14 protein-coding genes are annotated in these 24,337 nt (G+C 39.8%); all 14 read left to right on the top strand.

What is annotated here, in order from left to right; all coding sequences use genetic code 11:
* The first annotated feature begins 8 nt into the window (after positions 1-8).
* Positions 9-1,859 (top strand): RagB/SusD family nutrient uptake outer membrane protein, encoded by a 1,851-nt coding sequence (locus tag VK159_RS12785; protein ID WP_324230535.1) that lies wholly within the window; start codon positions 9-11, stop codon positions 1,857-1,859.
* Between the two features lie 37 nt (positions 1,860-1,896).
* The gene (locus VK159_RS12780; protein ID WP_324230534.1) at positions 1,897-4,980 is read left to right on the top strand and encodes a SusC/RagA family TonB-linked outer membrane protein; all 3,084 of its coding nucleotides are present in this window, start codon (positions 1,897-1,899) and stop codon (positions 4,978-4,980) included.
* Positions 4,981-4,985: 5 nt separating this feature from the next.
* Positions 4,986-6,752 (top strand): RagB/SusD family nutrient uptake outer membrane protein, encoded by a 1,767-nt coding sequence (locus VK159_RS12775; protein ID WP_324230533.1) that lies wholly within the window; start codon positions 4,986-4,988, stop codon positions 6,750-6,752.
* A 16-nt stretch (positions 6,753-6,768) separates the two neighbouring features.
* Positions 6,769-7,671 carry a BT_3987 domain-containing protein gene (locus VK159_RS12770; protein WP_324230532.1) on the top strand — a complete coding sequence of 301 codons (903 nt, stop codon included), beginning with the start codon at positions 6,769-6,771 and terminating at the stop codon, positions 7,669-7,671.
* Between the two features lie 114 nt (positions 7,672-7,785).
* A complete protein-coding gene (locus tag VK159_RS12765) occupies positions 7,786-10,905 on the top strand; it encodes a glycoside hydrolase family 2 TIM barrel-domain containing protein (protein WP_324230531.1) in 3,120 nt (1,039 codons plus the stop codon).
* Complete coding sequence (locus VK159_RS12760; protein ID WP_324230530.1) at positions 10,902-13,496, top strand: T9SS type A sorting domain-containing protein; 2,595 nt, start codon at positions 10,902-10,904, stop codon at positions 13,494-13,496. The genes VK159_RS12765 and VK159_RS12760 overlap by 4 nt, the downstream gene beginning before the upstream one ends.
* Positions 13,497-13,542: 46 nt before the next feature.
* Entirely contained in the window at positions 13,543-15,015 is a 1,473-nt protein-coding gene (locus VK159_RS12755) for an arylsulfatase (protein WP_324230529.1), read from the top strand.
* Positions 15,016-15,051: 36 nt separating this feature from the next.
* Complete coding sequence (locus VK159_RS12750) at positions 15,052-15,408, top strand: hypothetical protein (protein WP_324230528.1); 357 nt, start codon at positions 15,052-15,054, stop codon at positions 15,406-15,408.
* Positions 15,409-15,443: 35 nt separating this feature from the next.
* A complete protein-coding gene (locus tag VK159_RS12745) occupies positions 15,444-17,357 on the top strand; it encodes a sulfatase (protein WP_324230527.1) in 1,914 nt (637 codons plus the stop codon).
* A 33-nt stretch (positions 17,358-17,390) separates the two neighbouring features.
* Positions 17,391-18,788, top strand: coding sequence for a hypothetical protein (locus VK159_RS12740; protein WP_324230526.1), 1,398 nt, complete (start codon positions 17,391-17,393; stop codon positions 18,786-18,788).
* 11 nt (positions 18,789-18,799) lie between these two features.
* Positions 18,800-20,260 carry a sulfatase gene (locus VK159_RS12735; RefSeq protein WP_324230525.1) on the top strand — a complete coding sequence of 487 codons (1,461 nt, stop codon included), beginning with the start codon at positions 18,800-18,802 and terminating at the stop codon, positions 20,258-20,260.
* Positions 20,261-20,343: 83 nt separating this feature from the next.
* Positions 20,344-21,747: a sulfatase gene (locus VK159_RS12730; RefSeq protein WP_324230524.1), complete on the top strand. Its 1,404-nt coding sequence runs from the start codon at positions 20,344-20,346 to the stop codon at positions 21,745-21,747.
* A 34-nt stretch (positions 21,748-21,781) separates the two neighbouring features.
* Complete coding sequence (locus tag VK159_RS12725; RefSeq protein WP_324230523.1) at positions 21,782-23,122, top strand: sulfatase family protein; 1,341 nt, start codon at positions 21,782-21,784, stop codon at positions 23,120-23,122.
* A 6-nt stretch (positions 23,123-23,128) separates the two neighbouring features.
* A complete protein-coding gene (locus tag VK159_RS12720; RefSeq protein WP_324230522.1) occupies positions 23,129-24,328 on the top strand; it encodes a cellulase family glycosylhydrolase in 1,200 nt (399 codons plus the stop codon).
* The last annotated feature ends 9 nt before the right edge of the window (positions 24,329-24,337 follow it).

Genomic DNA, 24,337 nt, shown 5'->3' with positions numbered 1-24,337 from the left:
AGAGTAACATGAAAAAAATTATTCCACTTATTATATTCTTAGTTGCACTTGGCTCCTGCAAAAAATATTTAGATAAACGGGATCAGCTTGGTCTTGTGGAGGAAGATGTATTTAGCCGTTATGAAGGTGTGCGAGGTTATCTTGATGCCTGTTATGCAGCATTGCTTGATATACATTCCTGGGAAGGGCAGTTTTTACAAAGAGCAAGTGTAGGTTCATTGAGCGATGAAATGGCCAGTAATTCATCGGCCAACAATGGCATCATGAATATTATTAATCTGGGCGATTGGTTAAACAAACGCACTATTGGAGAAATTGGTTTCGATAGAAGCAATGGTGATGTTGGTACACCAAGAGGTGCCATTATGGATAATGCATTTATGTGTTTGCGTATTTGCAATAAAGTAATTGAAAAAATTGAAACGGTGCCGGGGCTTTCAACCGAACAAAAAAATCAATTGCTTGGGCAAGCTTATTTTTTCAGAGGCTGGTATTACTTCCAGATTATTCAACGTATGGGGGGGATGCCCATTTATGATAAAGTGTATAATGCAAACGACGATTTGGACGTGCCACGTAAAACCTATGCCGAATCAAACGAGTTTGTGATGCAGAATATGGATAAAGCAATTGAGTTTCTTCCTCATCAATGGACTGGTGCCGAAAAAGGCCGCACTACTAAAGCTGCAGCAATGGCTGTAAAAGAAATGGCCATGTTGTATGCTGCAAGTCCGCTGATGCAAAACAATTTAAATTCAATTGTAAACAATGGTTATGGAATACCTGCGGCAGAAAAAGCAGCTGAGTATGCCAATGATCTTATTAAATATTGTGTTGCTAACACGGGAGGTACCAGTTACCGCTTATTAAGTGGTGCCGATTATAAATTTATTTTTTACCATGCGCCAAACACGGTAAGCGACGAATCAATCTGGTACAACTTTAATGGTGCAACAAGAGACCAGACACGTGGATTAAGGTGTTTGTATATCCCACAGTTTCATTCAGGTGGTACTGGTATTGATGCAGCTTCTTTCTGTTCACCCACACAAAATATGGCCGATAAATATGAAGTAATCAATGCTGGCAATGCCTATGCAATTACCGATTCACGTTCAGGTTATAATCCGCAAAAACCATTTTTAAACAGAGATCCCCGTTTTTATAACAATTTTATTGTGCCCGGTGAGCAATGGGGTTCTAACTCAAACAACACACCTGCTTATATGGAATTGTATGTAGGTGGTCGTGATTTATTAAATGCACAGAATAATAATAATGTGCGTAACAGGTTAACCTCTGGCTATGTGTGTAAAAAATTTATTTGGCCTGGTGCCAATTTTGTAAACCTTGAGTATAACAGGTATAGTCTTAACACAATTTACATTCGCCTTGCACAGGTTTATCTTGATTACGCCGAAGCAATGAACGAAGCTTATGGCCCCAATGCCGATCCTAAAGGATATGGCTTAACAGCAGTAGCTGCTGTTAACCTCATTAGAACAAGAGTTGGTATGCCGCCGGTACTAGCTGAGTTTACTGGAAGCAAGGAGTTGTTTCGTGATAAAATAAGAAACGAACGCACAGTTGAATTGATGTTTGAAAACCACCGCTGGCATGATATAAGAAGATGGATGATTGCTGAACAGGTATTGAGCCAACCAATTATGGGTATGCGTGCTACACCACCTGCCAATCACGCAACAGTTACCAACAAAAGCACATTGGTATTTACTTACAACATGGCTTTCCCGCTCACAACTGAGCAACGGGTGTTTCAATTAAAACATTACTGGTATCCGGTTGATCAGAACCAGGTAAACAATCAGTTCAACTTTAAACAAAATCCCGGATGGTAACGTGTTTGTTTTTTAAACTATACCAAAAACTAAACTTATGCTCTTAAAACAGTTTACATACATCATTGCAGCAGCATGTTTTGTAACAGCGTTTCCTCAAACACTGTGTGCACAAAAGAAAAAGCAAAAAGACAAAGCTGAGGTTGTTGTCCAGAACCGTACATACACATCGGTAGTAACAGACGAAAACGGAACAGCAATTAGCAATGCACTTATTATCATTAATGAAGGTGTACAGGAGCTTCGTACAAATAATAAAGGTGCATTTACTTTCCAGTCAAAACCTGGCGCAGCAATTACAATTGAAGCATCGGGTTATGCAACACAAATACTCATTCTTGATGCAAATGATTTGCCTTCTGCCATTACACTGAAGCAAACATTGCTGTTAACATCATCGTCTGATGTTATTCGCCTTCCACTGTCAAACACAACAACTGCAAGAGCGTTTACAGGAGCTAACGGACAGGTTAGCGGTGCTGAACTGAGCAGGTACACCGATCTTTCGTTGCACAATACGTTACAGGGAAGAGTTATGGGGCTTATCGTAAATTCAAACAGTGGCGGGCTTGGTAATAATGTTGCAAGTTTATATGTAAGAGGTTTGCAACGCCAGGATAATAACGGCGCCCTTACATTAGTTGATGGTATTGAACGCCCCGTTAATTTTATTAATCCCGAAGAAATTGCCACTGTGCAGGTATTGAAAGATCCTGTATCAAAAAATATGTATGGGCCACGTGCAGCAAATGGTATTATACTCATTACAACCAAGCGTGGAAAAGATAATACAAAAGTTATTGAGCTTACATCGGAGTACGGTTACAGCACTGCAACACGTTTGCCATCTTACCTCAACAGCTATCAGTATGCAATTTTGTTTAATGAAGCAAGAACAAATGATGGTTTAGCACCTTTTTACAGCCAGGCCGATCTTGATGGATATAAAAACAGCAAAGGGCCAAACGATCAGCTTTATCCCAATGTTGATTATTATAATTATTTCATTAAAAAATCGGCACCCATCAGGCGTGTTACACTTAATTACAGTGGCGGCAACACCACTTCAAATTATGCGTTGGTAATTGGTTATACCGGTGCAGCAGGGTTTGAAAAAATTGGTAAAACACCACAGCAGGATCGTATTAACCTGCGGGGGAATTTAAATTTTAAAGTAAGTAACAACTTTCATGTGTTTGCCGATGCTGCAGGTGTTATTGAAAGCAGGAACTGGAGTGGATGGAACCAGGATCAGGTGTTTGGAGCATTAAGTACACACCGCCCAAATGAATACCCGTTATTAATCACCGACAGTAATTTATTAAAAACAGGTTCGCCACTTGGGCTTGCTTATTTTCCTCCGCTTGGCGGCTCGTTGGTGCGTGCTGAAAATGTATATGGCCAGTTAATGTATGGCGGCTCAACAAAGCATAATTATTTCTACGGGCAAACCAACTTTGGTATGGATCTCGGTTTAAATAAATTAGTGAAAGGTCTGTCGCTTAAATCAGTTTTTCATTTTGATAACTACCAGTTTTTCCAAAGCGGCAGAGACAATGTGCCTGTTACTTATTTGCGCCAGGTATTAAAGAATACAATTGGTGGAGATTCGGTTGTTTATGCAGCGTTGCGCCAGCGTAGCGATCAGTTGAGAGATCAGCGCCAGGGTGAAGACATTAGCAGGGTATATGGCTTAACAGCATCTGTCAATTATAATTATGCTGATGCTGTTTCATCGTTCCGCACTTCGTTAACTTATTTTTATTACAGGGGCGAAGACAGAAACTCATATCAGAACATTGAAAACATCAACACTTATTACAAAGCTTCTTACGGTTACAAAAACAAATTGTATGCAGATGGTATTGTAAGTATGATGGGCAGTAACAAATTCAGCAGTGGCAACAAGCTCATCTTCTCGCCTTCAATTGGAGCTGCATGGATTGTAAGTGAAGAAAATTTCCTTAAAAACACATTGGTTGATTTCCTGAAACTAAAAGCTTCGTTTGGTGTACTAGGTTACGACCGTGCAACTGAGTTTTATCTTTTCCAAAGCAGGTGGCGAGATAACGGGTCCATCAACTTTGGAGAAGTAAATAACACGTTTGGTATTACCCGTTCAACACTTGATCTTGTCGGTAATCCCAGTCTTAAATGGGAAAAATCAACTGAATGGGAAGCAGGGGTTGAAATGTTGATGCTGAACAAAAAACTCAGTGTTGAATTTAATTACTTTAACACACTCCGCAGCGACATTATCTTAAATGCTGCAAGCATTTACTCATCACTCGCAGGCGGTTTTTATCCACGCATCAATCTTGGAAAAATCAGGAATGCAGGTATTGAAGCCCAGGTAGTTTATACAGCAAACGCAGGTAATGTTGGTATTACTACCGGTGTAAATTTTGTGTACAGCAAAAATAAAATTCTTGCCAATAACGATGTACTTGCACTTGATCCAAATTTAAACAGCATAAACAACTCAACTGCTGCCATATATGGTTATGTGGCAAAAGGGTTGTTTACATCACAACAGCAAATTGATAATGCGCCCCGCCAGTTGATTGGCCCCTACACAATTGGTGATATAGCTTATGAAGATTTAAACAAAGACAATATCATTGATGCCCGGGACAGGAAGGTTATTGGCAACAGTTTCCCGCCTGCAACTTTTGGTTTAAATCTTGGCTTTACTTACAAAGCATTTTCATTATCGTTACTCGCAGTAGCACAAACCGGTGCTGATAATATTCTGAACAACAGTTATTACAGGTTCGATGGTACATCAAAGTATTCAAAGGAAGCACTAAGCCGTTACCATCCTGTAACCAATCCTTCAGGCACAATGCCACGCCTTACATCAAATTACAGTGCAAACAACAATGTAACATCTACTTTCTGGTTGCAAAGCAGTAATTTTTTCAGGCTCCGCAATGCAGAACTTGGCTACACAATTATCAATGGCTTGTCTGTTATTAAAGTAATGCGTGCATTTGTAAGAGGCAGTAACCTGTTTGTTCTTTCAAAAAATAAAGAGCTTGATCCTGAAGTGCTCAACGCAGGTATTACAAACTATCCATTCTACCGTACAGTAACAGTTGGTTTATCCTTTAAATTTTAACAAACATGAAGCGTTACACATATCTATATTATCTATTGCTTTCGGTAACTGTTTTGGCAGGTTGTAAAAAAATGCTGGAACCTCGTGTTGATAATACATTTGCTGAAGACATCAACTGGAAGCTGCCAAATAAGGCTGAAGGAGTATTGATTGACATTTATGCCGATATACCGAGCAGGTTTGATTTTTACAACGGCAATAATTTTCTTGATGCAGCAACAGATAATGCTGTTACAAATAATTTTAATTCGGGGATTTACAGGTTAGGTAGTGGTGCCCTGGCAGCCAACGATAATCCGCTTGGCGACTGGACAAACCTGTATAACCAAATAGCAAAAGCGAACCAGTTTATTGAAAAAGGATTAACAGCAAATACAATTTATGATATTGTAAGCACTGCCAACGATTCAATTATTAAACGAAAGTTACGGGGCGAAGCTTATTTTCTGCGTGCATGGAACAGTTTTCAACTGCTGCAGTTATATGGAGGTAAAACAAATGCTGGCGAAGCGCTGGGTTACCCGATTTCAACAAAAGTGTTAACTGATGCTGAAGCAAAAAACTTAAACATTACACGTAACACTTACCAGGAATGTGCTGCACAGATTATGAACGATTGCGATTCGGCTGTTAAATATCTTCCGACCCAGTATGCAGGAACAGATGCCGTGTTTGGCATTCGTAATTTAGGCCGTGCCGATTTGCGTGTTGCTGCTGCATTAAAAGCCAAAACTGCTTTATACGCAGCAAGCCCTGCGTACCAGACTGATGCTGTAACAAAAATTACCGCAATGGGTCAGTTTTCAGTGGTTGATGCTGCAGAGTATAATACTAACTGGATACGTGCCACTGAGTCAGCGAGGCAAGCTATTGTATTAATTGGAAATTTTACCAGCTTAAAACCTGCTGATTTTTCAAACCCTGTTACACCTGCCGATTTTATCTGGCGTCGTTTTCATAATAATAATTTTATGGAGTATGCACAGTATCCTCCGCATGAATATGGCGATGCTGTAACAGGCCCGTCACAAAATTTAGTGGAATCATTTCCGGCGTTGAATGGCTATCCCATTACAGATGCACGTTCAGGTTACAGTGCGCAAAATCCTTATGCAAACAGAGATCCACGTTTAAGTATGAACGTATATTTTAACTCCGCTTTAATTGATGGAAGAGAAGTGCAATTGTTTGATGGTGGGTTAGATGCACGCTCCCGTTACTTTAATGCATCACGAACAGGATACTATCTGAAAAAATGGTTATCGGTGAAAAGCGATTTGCTTAATCCGTTAAACCCGCTTCTTGATTTTCATTATTATGTAATGCTTCGCAAAACAGAGGTCTATCTCAATTTTGCTGAAGCTGCGAATGAAGCGTATGGCCCTAACGTAATTCCTCCGGGCGCATCTTTTTCAGCATCAACTGTTATTAAAAACATACGCAAAGGAGCTGGGCTTACAGCAGCAACATCTGATGCGTATGTAAACGAAGTGGCTGCATTGGGTAAAGATGCTTTCAGAAATCTCATTCAAAATGAACGCAGGCTTGAACTGGCTTTTGAAAATCACCGGTACTTCGATTTACGCCGTTGGGTGCTTCCTTTGAATGCGACAGTTAAAGGTGTTGTGGTGACCAAAACAGGGTCGACATACAGTTATGCTGTGCAAAATGTAGAAGACAGGAAACTTGATATGATCCGTAATTATTATTTGCCTTTACCTTATACAGAGCTTTCAAAAAGCCCTTCACTTGTAAATAATTTTGGCTGGTAACTTAAAAAAATCAACGATGAAAATAATTTATGTAATAGCAGTTGTTTGTATGGTATCCTCCCTCGCTTCGTGCAGGAAGTATGAACCGTATGATACTGATTTTGGAATAACAACATCCTATTTTTCTACGCAAAAGCCTTTGCGGACAATTGTGTCGTATGATAATATGCAGTTTAAAGTAGGCGTGGCTATGGGTGGAGTGAGAGAAAATACAAAAGATCAAACCGTAACATTTGCTGTTGATCCTTCACTGTTAATAACTGTTGCCGGTGCCGGCTCTTTTACACTGATGCCCTCCGCCTATTACACATTGAGTAACAGCAGTACGATTACCATTGCAAAAGGAAGTTTTGTGGGCGATATTACAGTAACCCTTAACCGCTCTTTATTTACAGCCGATGTAAATGCAGTGAACCGTTACTACGCCATTCCTCTCCGCATTGTAAGCTCAACTACTGATTCAGTTTTGAGAGGTAATGCAACAGTGCCTGCAAAAGATTATACCATTTTGGTGGTAAAATACATCAGTGCTTACAGCGGCAGCTATTATCATAAAGGAGTTGAAGAGCGTATTGATGCTTCAGGAAACGTACTGGAGACAAAAACTTACAGCAATGCTGATCTTAGTAAAAACCAGGTGTGGACGTTAAATACAGTTAATGCAAATACTGTAACCACCAATGGCGCCGGTGTGAGCACAACAGGTTTCCTGCAATTATCGCTAAACGGAACAAATGTAACGGTAGCTGCCGGTAATGCAGTTGTTTCATCAGTATCTGGCACAGGTACATTTAATAGTACAAGTAAACAATTTAACCTTGATTATTCATTTAACATCGGTGCAAATAAATTCCGTGTAAAGGATACCTTGATTCAACGTACTCCACCGGAACAGGATCTGCGATTTGAAGAGTGGTAAAAAAATAATAAAAATAGCCGGTTAACGGACGGCAAACATTTTTGGGGTAAGCATAATCAGTAACAACGGCAAAGACCGGTTGAAATATACCGGTCTTATTTTACAATTTCAGTTATGAAGGAAATCGTTTTTTTAGTAAGCATTTTTACAGGTACCTCCGTTTTTGCTCAACCATTTACATTTACTGAGTGGGAGAACCAGACTTTGGTAGAACGAAACAAAGTGAAGCCACATGCAACACTAATTCCATTCAGTGATGAGGCATCTGTAATAGCAGATGATGAATTTAAATCGCCATATTACCAATCACTTAATGGGATTTGGAAATTTAATTATGTTTCAAAGCCAGCTGACCGGCCAATAGGTTTTTTTAATTCAAACTTTGATGATAACAACTGGAAAAATATTACAGTTCCTTCCAATTGGGAGATACAGGGATTTGGTGTGCCTATTTATACCAACTCTATTTATCCGTTTCCTGCCAACCCGCCTTACATTCCGCATGATGATAATCCCGTAGGCAGTTACAGAACGCATTTTGAAATACCGGTTAACTGGACTGCAAAAGAAATTTTTCTGCACTTTGGTTCAATCAGCGGTATGGCCTACATATGGTTAAACGGAAAAGAGGTTGGGTTTACCAAAGCTTCAAAAACACCCGCAGAATTTAACATTACCCCGTTTTTAAAATCCGGAAAAAATATTCTTGCAGTTCAAGTATTTCGTTGGCATGATGGCAGCTATTTGGAAGATCAGGATTTCTGGCGGTTATCGGGAATTGAACGAAATGTTTTTTTACTGGCAAGAAGTAAGACGGCTGTCATTGACTATGAAGTGAACGCCGGCCTTACCAACGACTATAAAGCAGGGACTATTGCACCCTGGTTTGTGTTGAAAGCCGCACAGCCCGGCAGTTATACACTGAATGTTTCCGTAAAAGATGAAGCAGGAAAAATTATTTATACAACAGCGAAAAAAGTAAATGCTGTTACTGGCGAAAATAAAATTGTACTGAAAGATGCTGTCATAAAAAATATTAAGCAGTGGTCGTCAGAGTATCCAAATCTTTATCATTTTATTTTTTCACTGAAAGACGCTGCCGGTAATATTCAGGAATATGCCGGTTGCGAAATTGGCTTCAGACGTGTGGAAATAAAAAAATCCCAGGTGCTTGTAAACGGTGTGCCGATTTATGTAAAAGGGGTTAACCGGCATGAGCACGATGAATATCTCGGTCATGTGCCTACAAAGGAGTTGATGATGAAGGATATTGAATTGTTTAAGCTGTATAATATAAATACAGATCGAACCAGTCATTATCCTAATGATGAATTATGGTATAAACTGTGTAACCGTTATGGCATCTTTCTGATCGATGAAGCCAATATTGAAACACATGGTATGGGTGCCAATTATCAGCAGAAACGTTCGGAATTTAATGAACATCCGGTTAACAGGCCCGATTGGGTTGCGGCACATATGGATCGTATTAACCGCATGGTGGAACGTGATAAAAACCATCCTTCTGTTATCATGTGGAGTATGGGTAACGAATGTGGAAATGGAAAAGTATTTGAAGATGCATACCGCTATATCAAACAAAGAGACCCTTCAAGACCCGTAATGTTTGAGCAGGCAAGTAAAACATGGAATACAGATATCGTTGCACCTATGTACCCACGAATTGACAGTATGAAAAGTTATGCTGCCAGAAAAGGTGCCGATGTTCGTCCGTTCATTATGTGTGAGTACAGCCATGCAATGGGTAACAGCAGCGGCAACTTTGATGAGTATTGGGATATCATGTATTCATCACCACAAATGCAGGGTGGTTGTATCTGGGATTGGGTGGATCAGGGCTTTGCACAAAAGGATGCTTATGGGCGAAAATTTTGGGGTTACGGCGGAGATCTCGGTAGTTACATGTATCGCAATGATGAAAATTTTTGTGCTAACGGGCTAGTAGATGCCAGCCGGAACCCGCACCCCGGTTTGTATGAAGTAAAAAAGTTTTACAGCTATATTTTATTTACAGGGTTTGATGTGAACTCAAAAAAGCTGCATATAAAAAATGTACACGATTTTACTGATTTAAACAGATACGATCTTAAATGGGAGATAACTGAGAATGGACTTGTGATAAAATCAGGGGTGCTAACAGTTAATCTTGCGGCAAGAAAAGAAACCGACATTACACTTGACTATACTAACAGTTTTGATGCTGATAAGGAATATTATCTGAACGTATTTGCTCTTACAAAAAAAGCGCAACCGTTAATTCCTGCAGGTCATGAAGTGGCCAGACAACAGTTTAAGCTGAATGAAAATGTTTATTTCGGCAAAAAGATCTCTAATCATTCAAACGGCAGCATTACACAAGTAAAAGATAACAACCGCATTATTTTAACAAGTGCTGCAATAAAAGCTGAGTTTAATACCCGGAACGGAAATCTTGTCAGTTATACAAAAAACAACAAACCTGTTCTGCAAAAAATGCCGGAACCTTATTTCTGGCGTGCCGTAACAGATAATGATTATGGAAATAGAATGCAGGATTGGGGCGGCGTTTGGCGTAATGCACATTTAAACAAATCATTTAAGCATATTAATATAAAAGAAACAGCAGACAGTGTAGCAGTAACGGTATTATATAAACTGGATTATATCAATGTTGACTATAAAATATGTTACACTTTTCTGAGAGATGGTGCTTTGAAAATAGAGAGCAGCATAGATGTGAGCGCTAACAATCTTCCTGAAATCCCAAGAATGGGTATGCGCTTTGATGTGGACAAATCCTTTAAGAAGTTTACTTATTATGGCCGGGGTCCCTGGGAAAATTATGCCGACAGAAAGCATGCTTCACATATCGGCATTTATAATCAAAGTACAGACAGTCAGTATGTAACATATATCCGCCCGCAGGCAAATGGTAATCGTCACGATGTTCGCTGGTTACAATTAACAAATGAAAAAGGTGATGGTGTAATGATTGAAGCATTACAACCTGTTGGTGTAAGTGCCATGCCTTATTACGATGAAGATTTTGATGCAGGTAATACTAAAAAGAACCGGCATATAAATGATGTGGTGGAGCGGCCTTTGATTTGCGTGCATGTTGACGGTTGGCAACGTGGGGTAGGAGGAGATAACAGTTGGGGGATGCCGCCGCATAACCAATACCGCTTAACTGCAAAACAATATAGTTACAGCTACATTATTCAACCTTTATGATAGCCATCAGAAAGAAATATCTGTTAACTTTTTTGCGGACGTTTGGGTTGCTGTGTTGCTTAGTTGCACAGCAATACTCTACAGCCCAAACAAGCGGCGCTGTCACTGTTTTTCCGCATATTAAGAAACAGACAATTACAGATTGGGGATATGATATCAAGCAACCCGGCAAAGCAGCTGCATTAAGCAATAATCTTATAAACAGCATTTTTGTACAGGATGGGATGATGGTGTTGCGTATTCCGGTTTATGCCCGTGACGGTCATCCGGCAGAAGGAGTTGTAACGGAAGCTGCCTATACAACTGACAACGATATTGTTGGTGCCATACAAAGGGTAAAAGCCATTAAACCATCAGTGAAACTGTTTGCAAGTTTACGGCTTGAAGGAACTGATACATTTCTTCCCTGGATGAAGGATGGCACCGGAAATGTTGATTCTGCCCAACTGGCAAAAGTATATCGTGATTTTTTGGTATTCATGAAAAGTAAGGGAATTATAATTGACATTTTTGGAGTGGATAATGAACCCGAATTTAACCAGGGAGGTATTACCCCCGAGAAATATAAAAATATAGTTGGCCGCATTAAAGCGTATGCCGCGGAAGGTTTGTTTACAGTGCCGGCACAATTTGTTGGAGCAGAAACCTATGGACCCGCCAATGCTGCAACATTTGTTAATACACTTACTGCAAACGGTTGGGGAAACACAATGGATATTGCAGGGACGCATTATTATCCTCATCTGCGGCCTGTTGCTGGTGCAGTTAATTTTTGTTTTGAAGCTGGAAGTAAACCAAAATGGAATACAGAAATTCATTGGGATGCAAAATCAGATGTAGATGATCAGTTAGAAGCAGAAGAAGGATTGATTTCAATTTTTGATTGTATGGATCTTGGTATGACGGGTTTGACCTGGTGGAATTATGGTACAGGTGCAACGAACTACAGAGCACAGTTAAATCGTGCATTAGTTCAGAGTACAGAAGGCGCAACTGTTATTGATGCAGATGATGTAGACGGCCGGGTAACAATACCTTCTTCCGCTCTAAATACAAGGGCATTCAGAAAAGGAAATACAATTACTGTCTGGATCACCAATCATCGTTCTGCAATTATTACCGGACAGGAAATAAAATTAATGAGTGGCACCGTTAATGGCACGCCCACATTTAAGCAATGGATAAACGGAAGTTTAATTACAAACGGCAATGCCTCTGTTATAAACGCAGTTACAACAACACTTGACATACCTGCTTATAGTTTTACTGTTGTTACAATTAATATGAATGAAACAACTGTACCAGCCTTTACCCCCGGCAACCTGCTGGTAATACGGAGCGGTTTTGCAACACATACATTAACGGCTGCAGCTGAAACCGTACTGTTGGATGAATATACAAAAGCAGGTGTGTTTGTACAATCACGCCAATTGCCAACTGATGATTTTTTGCTTACAGGTTCTTCTGTTACTGAGGGCTATGCAAACCTTTCAGCAAACGGACAATTTCTTGCAATTGCCGGTTACAAAACACTACCGGGCGTGAAAAATATTGCAGGCACCACTGCTTCAATAGTAAAACGGGTAATTGGAGTTATTGATGCCAACGGATCAGCTGATTACTCAACACAGTTAACTGCAGCATTTGATCAGAACTTTGTTACAGGTGCAGTACCATCTGATGATGGTAATCATCTTTGGGTTGCCGGTAATGGCGTTAATTCAACGGGTGGTTTGTATTATGCAGCAAAAGGAAGCAGCAATGCAGTAAAAATTAACGGTACCAATTTTCGTGTACCAGCTGTTTATAAAAATCAATTATACATCAGCAGTAACTCCGGTACACTTGGCAGTGCCGTAAGGTTGGGCAGTGTAGGTACCGGATTGCCACAAACAACAGCAACTGCCAGCAACTTAACCGGTGCCGATTTTGGTAAAGATGCCGGTTCAGGAGGTGTGCCGGTAAGTATGTTTCAATATGTATTACTTGCAATGGGCACAAATTCACCGGATGTGTTGTACGTAAGCAGCGATGGCACAACATTGCCGGGGATAAAAAAATATTTATTTGAAGGAGGTAACTGGGTGTATAAGTTCACTATTGGCGATGGAGTTGCAAGGTACAGGGGGCTTACTGCCGTTGTCACAGGCGCAGATGTTGAGTTATATGCAACAGCCGATGGAAATAAAATTATGAAGGCAGTTGATGTGAATGCCTTAACAAATAACAGTATGGTTCCTGCCGCTACGGTATTGGTAAATGCACCGGTCAATGGTTTATACAAAGGAATCAGCTTGGTTCCTTCAAACGGTATTATTACAAACACTCCTTTCGTTGAAACAGTAGCAAAAAAACTACTGGTATATCCTGTGCCTGTTGCTGATGGTTCAATTACCATTCAACATCCTGCTGCAGATAAACAAACCATTTTAATGTTAATGAGTATTGACGGAAGAATACTGTTGTCACAAACTGTGAAGCAGGGGGCCATGCAGTCGGTAATAAATAGTGCAGCGTTACAAGGCGGGGTATATTATATCAGTTTCCGCACTAAGAATCTGTTGCTGACCCAAAAAATTCAAAAATTGTAAAGACCGGAAGAAAGGTATTTAGTTCAATTATAAAAGTTATTGCAGCATGAAGTTTTTTTTTCTTTTATCGCTTTTGTTTTGTTCTGTTTTAGCAACTGCACAGGCAAAGCCGAACGTAATTTATATTTTGGCAGATGATCTCGGCTATGGTGATGTTGGTTGTTACGGGCAAAAAGAAATCCGCACACCCAATATTGATGCTATGGCTGCCAGCGGAATAAAATTTACCCGGCATTACGCAGGGGCGCCGGTATGTGCGCCTTCAAGAGCGGTGTTAATGACGGGCCGTAATATTGGCTTTGCAAGAGTGAGAGGAAACTATGAAAACGGGCCTTATGGATTTGGCGCAGGTCTCGAATTAAAAGACAGCGATCTGACCATAGCTGAAGTAATGAAAGCAAGAGGCTATATAACAGCTGTAATTGGTAAATGGGGTATGGGCATGAATGGTACTACCGGTGAACCTAATAAACAGGGATTTGATTACAGTTATGGATTTTTAAACCAGGGGCATGCACATTACCAGTTTCCGGAATTTTTGTATCGTAATGGAAAAAAGTTTGAATTGCCTGAGAATAAAAATGATCAGCGGAAGTTGTACAGCAATAATTTGTTTACAGAAGAAGCCTTGCGTTTTGTTGCAAAAAATAAACAGAAGCCTTTCTTTTTATACCTGGCTTATACCACACCACATGCGGAATTACTCGTTCCGGATGATTCGATCTTTCATAGTTATAAAGGGAAGTTTCAGGAAAAGCCTTATATCAAAAATGGCCAGGGTGGTGCCCAGCAGGATAATTTCGGCGCATACAATTCGCAGCAATACCCTAATGCGGCTTACGCAGCAAGTATTACACATCTCGATATGAGTATTGGAAGAGTAATTGCTTATTTAAAGAGTGAAGGTTTATTAGAAAACACACTAATCATTTTCAGCAGCGACAATGGTCCGGCTAAAGAAGGCGGAGCCAACCCCGATTATTTTAAAAGCAGTGGAATGTTACGTGGTAAAAAGCGTGATGTTTATGAAGGTGGTATCAGGGTTCCCATGATTGCTATGTGGCCGTCAAGAATTAAACAGGGAGTTGTTACTGATCATGTCAGTGCATTTGAAGATGTAATGACAACCCTTGCTGATGCAACAGGCAAACCATTGCAAAAATCGATTACCACTGAAGGTGTTTCTTTCTTTCCGCTTTTAACCGGTAATACCGCTGCACAAAAGCAACATAAATTTTTGTATTGGGAGTTTCATGAAGGTAAAACAAGCAGCCAGGCAATGATTATGGGCAAATGGAAAGCTGTTCGTGCAGCCCCTGATACTGCGCTTGAATTATATAACCTTGAAAGAGATATCGCAGAAAAAAATAACGAGGCATTTAATGAACCGCAACTGGTAAAGCAGTTTGAAACTATGTTTAAAAAAGCAAGATCACCACATGAACTTTGGCCGCTTAAAACAAACAAAGATGCAATAAGCAATAAAAAGAAAAAAACAACAGCTGAAGCAGGTTTGTAGATCAATCATCGTCTTAACTGAAATAAATTACATGTTATGAAAAAAATAATTTTTGTTTTAGCAGCCGTTGTTGCAATCTCATTAACTTCTGCTGCACAGGAAAGAGGCCAGAAGAAAGAGCAATTTCAATGGAATAAAAAAACAATGGATGAGTTGGGTATTACTGCTGATGTGCAACAGAAAATACAAGATATAAAAAAAGCCAACGATGAAGATGTTAAGAATGTGAAGACTGATGCAGGTCTTACAGAAGTACAAAAAAAAGAAAAACTGAAAGAACTTCGGAAAAAAAGAATCGAGGCAATTGAAGCATTGCTTACAGCAGATCAAAAAAAGAAGGCAGATGAGTTGCGGAAAGCTTTTGAAGCAAAAAACAAAAACAGAAGAGAGTAAATATTGCGGCAGTATTTTACAAAACACAAACACAAATGCATAAACACATTCAAAAATATACAACGGTTTTAATAGTTATTTTGACGCTGCCCTTTCTGCTTTTCGGGCAACAGCAAAAGCCTAATATTGTCTGGATTACGATTGAAGATACTTCGCCTGACTTTATTGGTTGTTATGGTAACACGCAGGTTAAAACACCAAACATTGATGCGCTGGCGGCAGAGGGAATTCGATTTACAAATGCCTTTAGTACCAATGTGGTTTGCTCACCATCACGTCATACAATTATTACAGGCGTCAGAACAGTGGAAGATGGTTGCGGCAACCACCGGAGTTCATTTAAAATTCCGGGATATGTCAGAGGTTTTACTTCTTATTTAAAAAATGCCGGTTATTTTACAACCAACAATCAAAAGACTGATTATAACATTGCTGATTCAAAAAGCTTTATTGCAAATAACTGGAGTTTGCAGGGCGGTAAAGCTGATTTTACCAGGCGGGAAAACAAATCACAGCCGTTTTTTTCTGTTTTCAACTTTAATGAATCGCATCAAAGTCGTACGGTTGGCAATACAAAAGACTGGTACGAAAAAAATATTCTTAATCAACTGGCACCGGATGAAATCATTCAGTCCGATGGGTTGGAAGTGCCACCGTTTTATAAAAACAATGATAATAACCGCCGCAACATTGCAAGATTGTATAACGCCTTACAGGTAACAGATAAAAAAGTCGGCAGCATTATTCAGTTAATAAAAAATGCCGGTGAGTGGGAGAACACGATTGTGTTTTTCTTTAGCGATCACGGACAGGGAATGCCACGTTTTAAAACCAACAGTTCAAGATTAGGTGCTCAGGTGCCAATGGTCGTTCGAATTCCTGAAAAGTTCAAACACCTGTTTAATCTGAAAGCAGGAAGCAGTTTTGATGAGTTGGTTACGTTTGAAGATCTGGCCCCTACCATGATCAGCATAGCTGCCAATCAGAAAAAGCCTGATTATATGAAGGGAAGGGTTTTTATGGGCGATAAAAAAGAAATAACAGATAATGTGTTCTGGTGCAGCCGTGACAATACCGATGAAGTAATTGACATGGCCCGGACTGTTATAAAGGGCGATTATGTTTATACAAGAATTTATTATCCGCATTTGCCTGTGCTGCAGCAACAGGCTTATTATAACCGTAGTGATATGCTTGTAGAAATGCGGGCTGATTTTAAAGAGCATACGCTCGACAGTTTGCAGGCTTCGATTTTTATGCCACGCAGCGCAGAATATTTATTTAACAGAAAGACAGACCGGTGGGAAACCGTGAATCTTGTGAACGATAAACGTTACACATCTGTACTTCATGAAATGCGGAATCTGCTAAAGGAAAAACAAGTGAAATATGCTGATTTGGGTTTTGTTCCTGAAACGGTGTTGGCGCAAATTAACCGGGATCAAATATTGCTCACCTGGAAGCAGAAAAATTATGATGTAAATAAATATCGGAACGTTGCTGATATGGTGGGGCGTGGTAAATTATACTTGCGTCAGCAAATGAAATTACTGAATGATAAAGACAGTCTTCTGCGTTATTGGGCTGTTGTTGGTTTACGAAACCAGAAAACGAATGACCTTGATATAGTGATGTTACAAAAAGCATTCGCAAGTGAAAAGTCTGATTTTGTAAAAGTAGAAATGGCTGAGCTGCTTTATCATCATTTTAAGAATGAACAATACCTGCATTGGCTGGCCGGTATAATTGCCACCAGCGATAACGCCTATATTGTTCGGCAGGCTGCAATGAAACTTGCCAATAATGACAACCTTCCTGAAGCAGTTGTTCAAAAAATTAAAGAGGTGAGGGAAGCGGTGATCGCAAAACATAAAGGTGATGTAAATTATCCGATAAGAGCAGCACTTGGTACAGTTGTAAAATTGAAAATGGAAGATGATGCGGGTTAATCAGCAGTTTTATTAAATCCAACAATTTGTTTTATGAAGTTAAGTGCAGTTACAGCAGGTATTTTTATTTGGGGATGCTTACTCAGCGTTGGTGCCTGTAAAAAGAATGGCACTTCACAAACTTCTGCCGGGGGAACTACTACGCCACCTGTTACTGTTAAAGTTCCCACAGCCCATATTAATATTACAGGCACAAAACAACAGGTGACAATGATGGGAGGCGATATGGAACGCAGCGCCAATGCTGTGCAAAATGCAACAAATACACAACAAATTATCCAATGGGCGTTTGCTGACATCCCGTTTAATATATGCCGGATGCAGTATGACAAAAATCAGGAAATAACAGAGGGGGTTAAAAATTTTGCTTTTTATAATGGTACCGTTCAAAGTATGAAAGATATAAAAGCCGTGAACCCATCCATCAAATTTTTTGCTACCATGCGCAGTGATTATGACGGCTTTAACCAGGGCGATACCAATAATCTACCCACATGGATTTACAACAGGCAAACACAAATTTTAAATGTACCGAAATATGGAAAGTTTTTAGCTGACTATGTTGAGTATATGAGTCAGCAGGGTGTACCGGTAAGTTATATCAGCTCAGCAAAAGAATGGACAGGTGTAGTGAAACCCGATTCTGCTGTAAAGGTGATTTCTGTTATGAAAGCAGAATTACAGCAAAGATCTATTGCTGTTCCTGAAATTATTGATCCTGCAGCATGGGGAATCGGGCAAGGCATTAATTACATCAGCCGTATTTTACAATTAGGACAAACGGCACAGGTGGCCGGTTGGTGCACGCATAATTACAACCCTAACGAAACAAAAACTTATATAGAATACAACGCTGCTGTTTTATCTACCGGCAAACCCTGGTACCAGGATGAAACAAATGCTGGTGGTGGTGGGCGATTTACACCTGCAGGCATTAACCCTCCAATGGAAAACACCATTGATGCGTATAAAGAAAAAGTTAGTATTTACAATGCAGGCGCAGCGGGCGAAGTTTTTTTTGAATTGTGGAGCCGTGGTGTGAATGCAGAAAGCCGGAGTATTTATTTTACCAACAATGGTACCGGAGAACGGCGGAGAGCATATTATATTATGAAAGAATTTGCAACAGGTGCAGTAGATGCATGGTACATTCCTGTGAGTTTTTTAAACATTAGTAATGTCAGCGGTATGGCATTTAAAAAGGAAAATCAACTGATGGTTGTATTGCTCAATGAAAGCAGCAACACTATTGGTGAGTTTAAACTGTCATTCAGCAACGGTACAGTTAAAACGGCCGGTAAAGTACAATGGACAAACAATTTTGCTGATACAGGTGGAAAAGTTTCATTAATAACTGCAGAACAAGGCAAAGGACTTACAACAGCCATTGCTGCAAAAAGTATTACCATATTCAATATATCGTTGCTTTAAAAAAAAAGTACATGAAGGGAAAAAATGCAGTTCATATTCTATTGCTATTGTTGTTACCGTTGGTAATGGTAGCCCAGCCCCAACCAAACGTCATCATTATTATGGCTGATGATTTAGGTTATCATGATGTGGGGTATAATAATCCCAACACATATTATCTTACACCAACTATTGATTCGCTGGCTAAAAAAAGTTTGGTATTGAATCAGTTTTACTCGATGCCTACATGTTCACCAACAAGGGCATCATTAATGACAGGCTGTTATCCATCCCGTCATGGTATTTATGCTGTGGATGCTTTTTCAAGCACACCTGACAAGATGCGCATGTTTCTTGGCGGCCGTTCAAAAAAGCAATTAGAAAAAGATACCTACACAATTCCGGTGTTGTTCAAAGCAGCCGGTTATCACACAGCATTAATTGGTAAATGGCATTTGGGTGATGCGGTTTTAAATTATAATAATCTTCCCGTGTTTGATGAAGTCATTGGCCGTGCTGTGGGACAGGAAGGGCATCCTGATGAATATTTTCTGCCTTCAAAAAATATACAATTCAAAGTGGACGCCAATGCGCCAACTTATCTGACTGACAGACTCACTTACGAAGCGAAAAATTATATCAAAGCAAAAGCTTCAGCACAAGAATCTTTCTTTTTATACCTGGCACATTATGCACCACATGTTCCGCTTCATGCAAAAAAAGAAGATGTGTCGAGGTTTGCCAACCGGAAAGCAAATGGCTTACAAAACAGGGAATCGTATGCTGCGATGGTTTACAGTGTTGACAGAAGTGTGAAAGAAATCATACAACAGTTAAAAGAATCAAAACTGTTGAACAATACAGTTATATTTTTTATGAGTGATAATGGCGGACAATTGATGAGTACAGACAATGCTCCGTTCAGCGGTCAAAAAGGCGAATTAAAGGAAGGTGGAGTAAGAGTGCCGGCGTTTATCTGGTCATCTGTTATCAAACCCGGAATTAACACATCGGTTACATCCATAGTTGATGTGTTACCTACAGTGGCCGATCTTATAAACCTGCCTTTACCCCCCGACTTACCGGCTGATGGCAAAAGCTGGAAAAATATTATACAAGGAGAAACGGAATATAACAGAGCCGTATATCTGCATTTCCCCGGTTATACAGGCAATGGTGCCAGTAATGCCAATGTCTGGCAGGGTCCTGCAAGTGTTATCAGGAAAGGGAAGTGGAAACTGATCCAATCGCTTGAAGACGGATCGATTGAGTTGTTTGATGTGATTCGTGATAGTGGCGAAAAAAAGAATATTGCGGCAAAAAATCAGTATGTGGTGGATGAACTGTTGCATCAGTTAAAAGCCTGGCAACAAAAAACAGGTGCAGTAATACCGGCTGAGAAAAACAATAACTATGATGCTTTATCCAGAAGCTGGCAAGTAAACAGGGACAAACGGCGGGAAAAAGACAATACCAACATCAGAATTGAATAATTGAGCTACAGAATTACAAATGTTAACGACAATTTTGACAGCGAACTGATTTTCTAATTCGTCTTTTAGTAATGTATTTGTGTATGAATAAACTTCTTTCTTTAACGATTGCTTTATGGATAATGACCGGCTTCTGTTGTTTCGCACAAACACAACAGATGCCCAATATTGTTATCTTTTTTATTGATGATATGGGCAGCCAGGATTTAGGCTGTTATGGTAATAACTTTTATCAAACGCCGTCAATTGACAAGCTCGCAAATAATGGCGTAAGATTTACCAATGCTTATTCTGCCTGCACAGTTTGTTCTCCCACAAGAGCATCGTTAATGACGGGTAAATATCCGGCCCGTTTACAGATTACCGACTGGATACAGGGGCATAAAAAACCTTATGCAAAGCTGAATGTTCCCAATTGGACAATGTATTTGCCATTGCAGGAGAAAACATTAGCCGAATCGTTAAAAGAAAAAGGTTATGCCACCTGGCATGTAGGTAAATGGCATTTAGGAGATGATGAAATGTACTGGCCGGATCAACAGGGTTTCGATGTAAACATTGCCGGTAATTTCAAAGGAGCCCCCATTAAGAACAAACAATACAACGGCTTCTTTTCACCTTACGGATTAAAAAGGTTAAACGATGGGCCGAAAGATGAGTACCTGACTGACAGGTTAACGGAGGAAGCTATCAATTTAATTGACAGGCAGAACAGCAGCCAACCGTTTTTCTTAAATCTTGCACATTATGCAGTTCATACACCCATTCAGGGCAAAGCAGATAAAGTAGAAAAATATAAACAATTACTGAACGGCGAAAAGCATCCGCAAAAAAATCCTGTTTATGCCGCTATGATTGAAAGTGTAGATGAAAGTGTAGCAAGAATTATTCAGAAATTAGAAGAGAAAAAATTACTGGAAAATACTTTTATTGTTTTTATGGCCGATAATGGTTCGCTTGCATCCGTATCAACCAGTCCGCCATTTCGCAAAGGCAAGGGCTGGGCTTATGAAGGGGGTACAAGAACACCATTGCTCATGTATTGGAAAGGAAAAATAGAAGGCGGTAAATTAATTGATGAACCTGTTATTACAATGGATATCTACACAACAATTATGCAACTGGTGAAAGCAAAATTGCCAAACAATGTGGATGGAAAAAATTTACTGCCGGTTATTACGGAGAATAAAACATACAACCGGCCGCTGTTCTGGCATTACCCGCATTACCATAACGATAAACCACATGGCGCTGTACGCCTTGGCGATTGGAAACTGATAGAATACTTTGAAGACAATCATTTTGAATTGTACAATCTTAAAGAAGACATTGGCGAAGCGAATGATTTATCTAAACAAAACATTGCTAAAGCGGAAGAATTAAAAAAACTGATGGTTGCATGGCGTAAGAAAGTTAATGCCCAAATGATGACAACCAATCCAAACTATGATGCGGCGAAGGCCAACAAAGGCCCACAGGAAGATTAACATGAAGCAACAACAAACCATATTAGTTTTTTCAATGCGGAATCTTTTCAGCAGAAAGTTTTTGCTGCTGCCTGGAATATTCACTTCCATTTTTTGTCATGCACAAACAAGGCCCAATATTATTTTTATACTTACTGATGATATGGGTTATGGCGATGTAAGTTGTTACAACGGTACATATCAAACACCAAACATTGATGCAATGGCGGCAGAAGGCATACGTTTCACCAATTATTACAGTGCTGCTCCTGTTTGTTCGCCTTCAAGAGTTGGATTTATGACAGGAGTTGCGCCAGCTAAATATAACATCACCAATTACCTGCATACCAAACAGCATAATAAAAACTGCGAACAAAAAGATTTTTTGGATGCACAAGCTCCAAACATTGCAAGGCTTTTTCAAAACAATGGGTATTCAACGGCGCATTTTGGTAAATGGCATATGGGTGGTGGCAGAGATGTAACAAATGCTCCACACATTAAAGAATATGGTTTTGATGAATGGAGCAGCACATGGGAAAGTCCAAACCCCGACTCGTTATTAACGGACAGTAATTGGATATGGAGTAATACAGACAGCATCAAACGCTGGAACCGCACCGCATACTTTGTTGATAAAACAATTGCGTTTCTTAAGAAGAACAACAACAAACCTTGTTTCATCAATCTCTGGCCCGATGATGTACATATACCCTGGGTTAGCGGTGATGCTGATGTGAGGGCAGATTTCGCAAAAGAAAAAAACTTTATTCCTGTATTAAATGAATATGATAAACAGATTGGCAGATTGATTCAGTTTTTGAAACAATCAGGTCTTGATAAAAACACAATAGTTGTATTCACCAGCGATAACGGCCCTGCACCCAATTTTCGTAACGACAGAAGTGCAGGAATGCGTGGCGCCAAAGTTTCATTATATGAAGGCGGCATACGGATGCCACTCATCATTTGGTATCCATCAAAAATTAAAAAGCCTGCTGTTGATACAAGTTCTGTTCTTACTGCAACAGATTTGCTTTCATCATTCGCAGCAATTGCAAACATCAAACACAAATATGAAACAGATGGTGTAGATAGAAGCAGTGTACTACTCGGCAAGCCATCTGAAAGAAAAAAAGAAATTTTTTGGGAGTATGGCCGGAATAATAACTCATTTGGTTATCCGGCAATCGCTGGCGGCCGTAGTCCGCAGTTGGCAATAAGAGAAGGGAAGTGGAAGCTGTTGATGAATGCAGATGGTTCATCAGCAGAGCTGTATGATTTGTTGAATGATAAAAATGAAACCACCAATCTATTTGAAAAAGAGAGAGTAATTGCACAAAAATTGAGTGAACAATTAATGAAATGGTGGAAGGGATTGCCATCATTAAAATAAATGGGTATGAAGAAACTGAAAGCAATAATTATTTTTTGTGTAACATTATTTGCAGCAACAGCACAAACTGATTCAGCAAAATATGTAAAAGAAGTGCCGGGCCGCTGGAGTGCAGAAAAAGCCAATGCATGGTATGCAAAGCAACCCTGGCTCGTGGGGGCAAACTACTTACCTGCAACCGCCATTAATCAAATTGATATGTGGCAGGCAAGTACATGGGATGCAGCAACCATTGATAAAGAAATGGGTTGGGCTGAAAGTATTGGTATGAATACCATGAGAGTTTTTTTGCATGATATGGTATGGGCAAGTGATAAAAAAGGTTTGTACAAACGAATGGATGAGTTTTTAAACATCTGTAAAAAGCATGGCATTCGCCCTTGGTTTGTATTTTTTGATGATTGCCATTATCCAAATCCAACATTGGGTAAACAACCTTTGCCGGTTAGAAATTTTCACAATAGTGGCTGGCTTAATTCACCTGCAAGGGATTTGGCAATACGTTTTGCAAATGACAGCGCTGCAAAACAAGAAGTAAAAAACTTAAAGGGATATGTGCAGGAAACAATGAAGCGTTTTAAAAATGATGACAGAGTTTTGATGTGGGAATTATACAACGAGCCTGGCCGAGGTAATAATTTCGATGGAAGGGCAGGAGGTTCTGCAATGAATGATAAATCAAACAAACTCGTTTATACTTCGTGGGTGTGGGCAAGAGAAGTGAACCCCTCGCAACCTGTTACCTCATGCAGCGAAGGCAGCTTGGGTAAAAACAACATTATTATTAACCGGATGAATGCAGATGTACATTCTATACACAACTACAGCGGCCCAAAACGTATTAAAGAGTTGATTGTAGAGTATAAAAAAGATGGACGGCCTGTGCTAATGACCGAATGGCTGGCACGTACACAAAACAGCACGGTGCAGGATATACTTCCCATATTGAAAGAGGAAAAGGTTGCAGCAGTTAACTGGGGTTTTGTAAGTGGTGAAAGCGGTACAGTTTGGCCATGGCGCAGCAGGCGAGATGAAAACGACAAGCCCATTAGTGTAAATGAACAAAGGGCAAAAGGTAAAGTGGTGAAACCTGGTGAACCTTTTCCCGAACCTGAACTTTGGTTTCATGATTTATTTCGAACAAACGGTACGCCTTTCAGCAAAGAAGAAATAAAAATTTTTAAACAGCTTACAGGTAAGAATTAATTAACGGGC

It is taken from the genome of Lacibacter sp., assembly GCF_035299325.1.
Classification (GTDB): domain Bacteria; phylum Bacteroidota; class Bacteroidia; order Chitinophagales; family Chitinophagaceae; genus Lacibacter.
The sequence above is the reverse complement of the archived record's forward strand: the minus strand, read 5'-3'. Positions and strand labels throughout refer to the sequence as shown.

Excerpts from the sequence above, each read along its gene's own strand:
- VK159_RS12785 (WP_324230535.1), top strand. The coding sequence starts at position 9 with ATGAAAAAAATTATTCCACTTATTATATTCTTAGTTGCACTTGGCTCC.
- VK159_RS12780 (WP_324230534.1), top strand. The coding sequence starts at position 1,897 with ATGCTCTTAAAACAGTTTACATACATCATTGCAGCAGCATGTTTTGTA.
- VK159_RS12775 (WP_324230533.1), top strand. The coding sequence starts at position 4,986 with ATGAAGCGTTACACATATCTATATTATCTATTGCTTTCGGTAACTGTT.
- VK159_RS12770 (WP_324230532.1), top strand. The coding sequence starts at position 6,769 with ATGAAAATAATTTATGTAATAGCAGTTGTTTGTATGGTATCCTCCCTC.
- VK159_RS12765 (WP_324230531.1), top strand. The coding sequence starts at position 7,786 with ATGAAGGAAATCGTTTTTTTAGTAAGCATTTTTACAGGTACCTCCGTT.
- VK159_RS12760 (WP_324230530.1), top strand. The coding sequence starts at position 10,902 with ATGATAGCCATCAGAAAGAAATATCTGTTAACTTTTTTGCGGACGTTT.
- VK159_RS12755 (WP_324230529.1), top strand. The coding sequence starts at position 13,543 with ATGAAGTTTTTTTTTCTTTTATCGCTTTTGTTTTGTTCTGTTTTAGCA.
- VK159_RS12750 (WP_324230528.1), top strand. The coding sequence starts at position 15,052 with ATGAAAAAAATAATTTTTGTTTTAGCAGCCGTTGTTGCAATCTCATTA.
- VK159_RS12745 (WP_324230527.1), top strand. The coding sequence starts at position 15,444 with ATGCATAAACACATTCAAAAATATACAACGGTTTTAATAGTTATTTTG.
- VK159_RS12740 (WP_324230526.1), top strand. The coding sequence starts at position 17,391 with ATGAAGTTAAGTGCAGTTACAGCAGGTATTTTTATTTGGGGATGCTTA.
- VK159_RS12735 (WP_324230525.1), top strand. The coding sequence starts at position 18,800 with ATGAAGGGAAAAAATGCAGTTCATATTCTATTGCTATTGTTGTTACCG.
- VK159_RS12730 (WP_324230524.1), top strand. The coding sequence starts at position 20,344 with ATGAATAAACTTCTTTCTTTAACGATTGCTTTATGGATAATGACCGGC.
- VK159_RS12725 (WP_324230523.1), top strand. The coding sequence starts at position 21,782 with ATGCGGAATCTTTTCAGCAGAAAGTTTTTGCTGCTGCCTGGAATATTC.
- VK159_RS12720 (WP_324230522.1), top strand. The coding sequence starts at position 23,129 with ATGAAGAAACTGAAAGCAATAATTATTTTTTGTGTAACATTATTTGCA.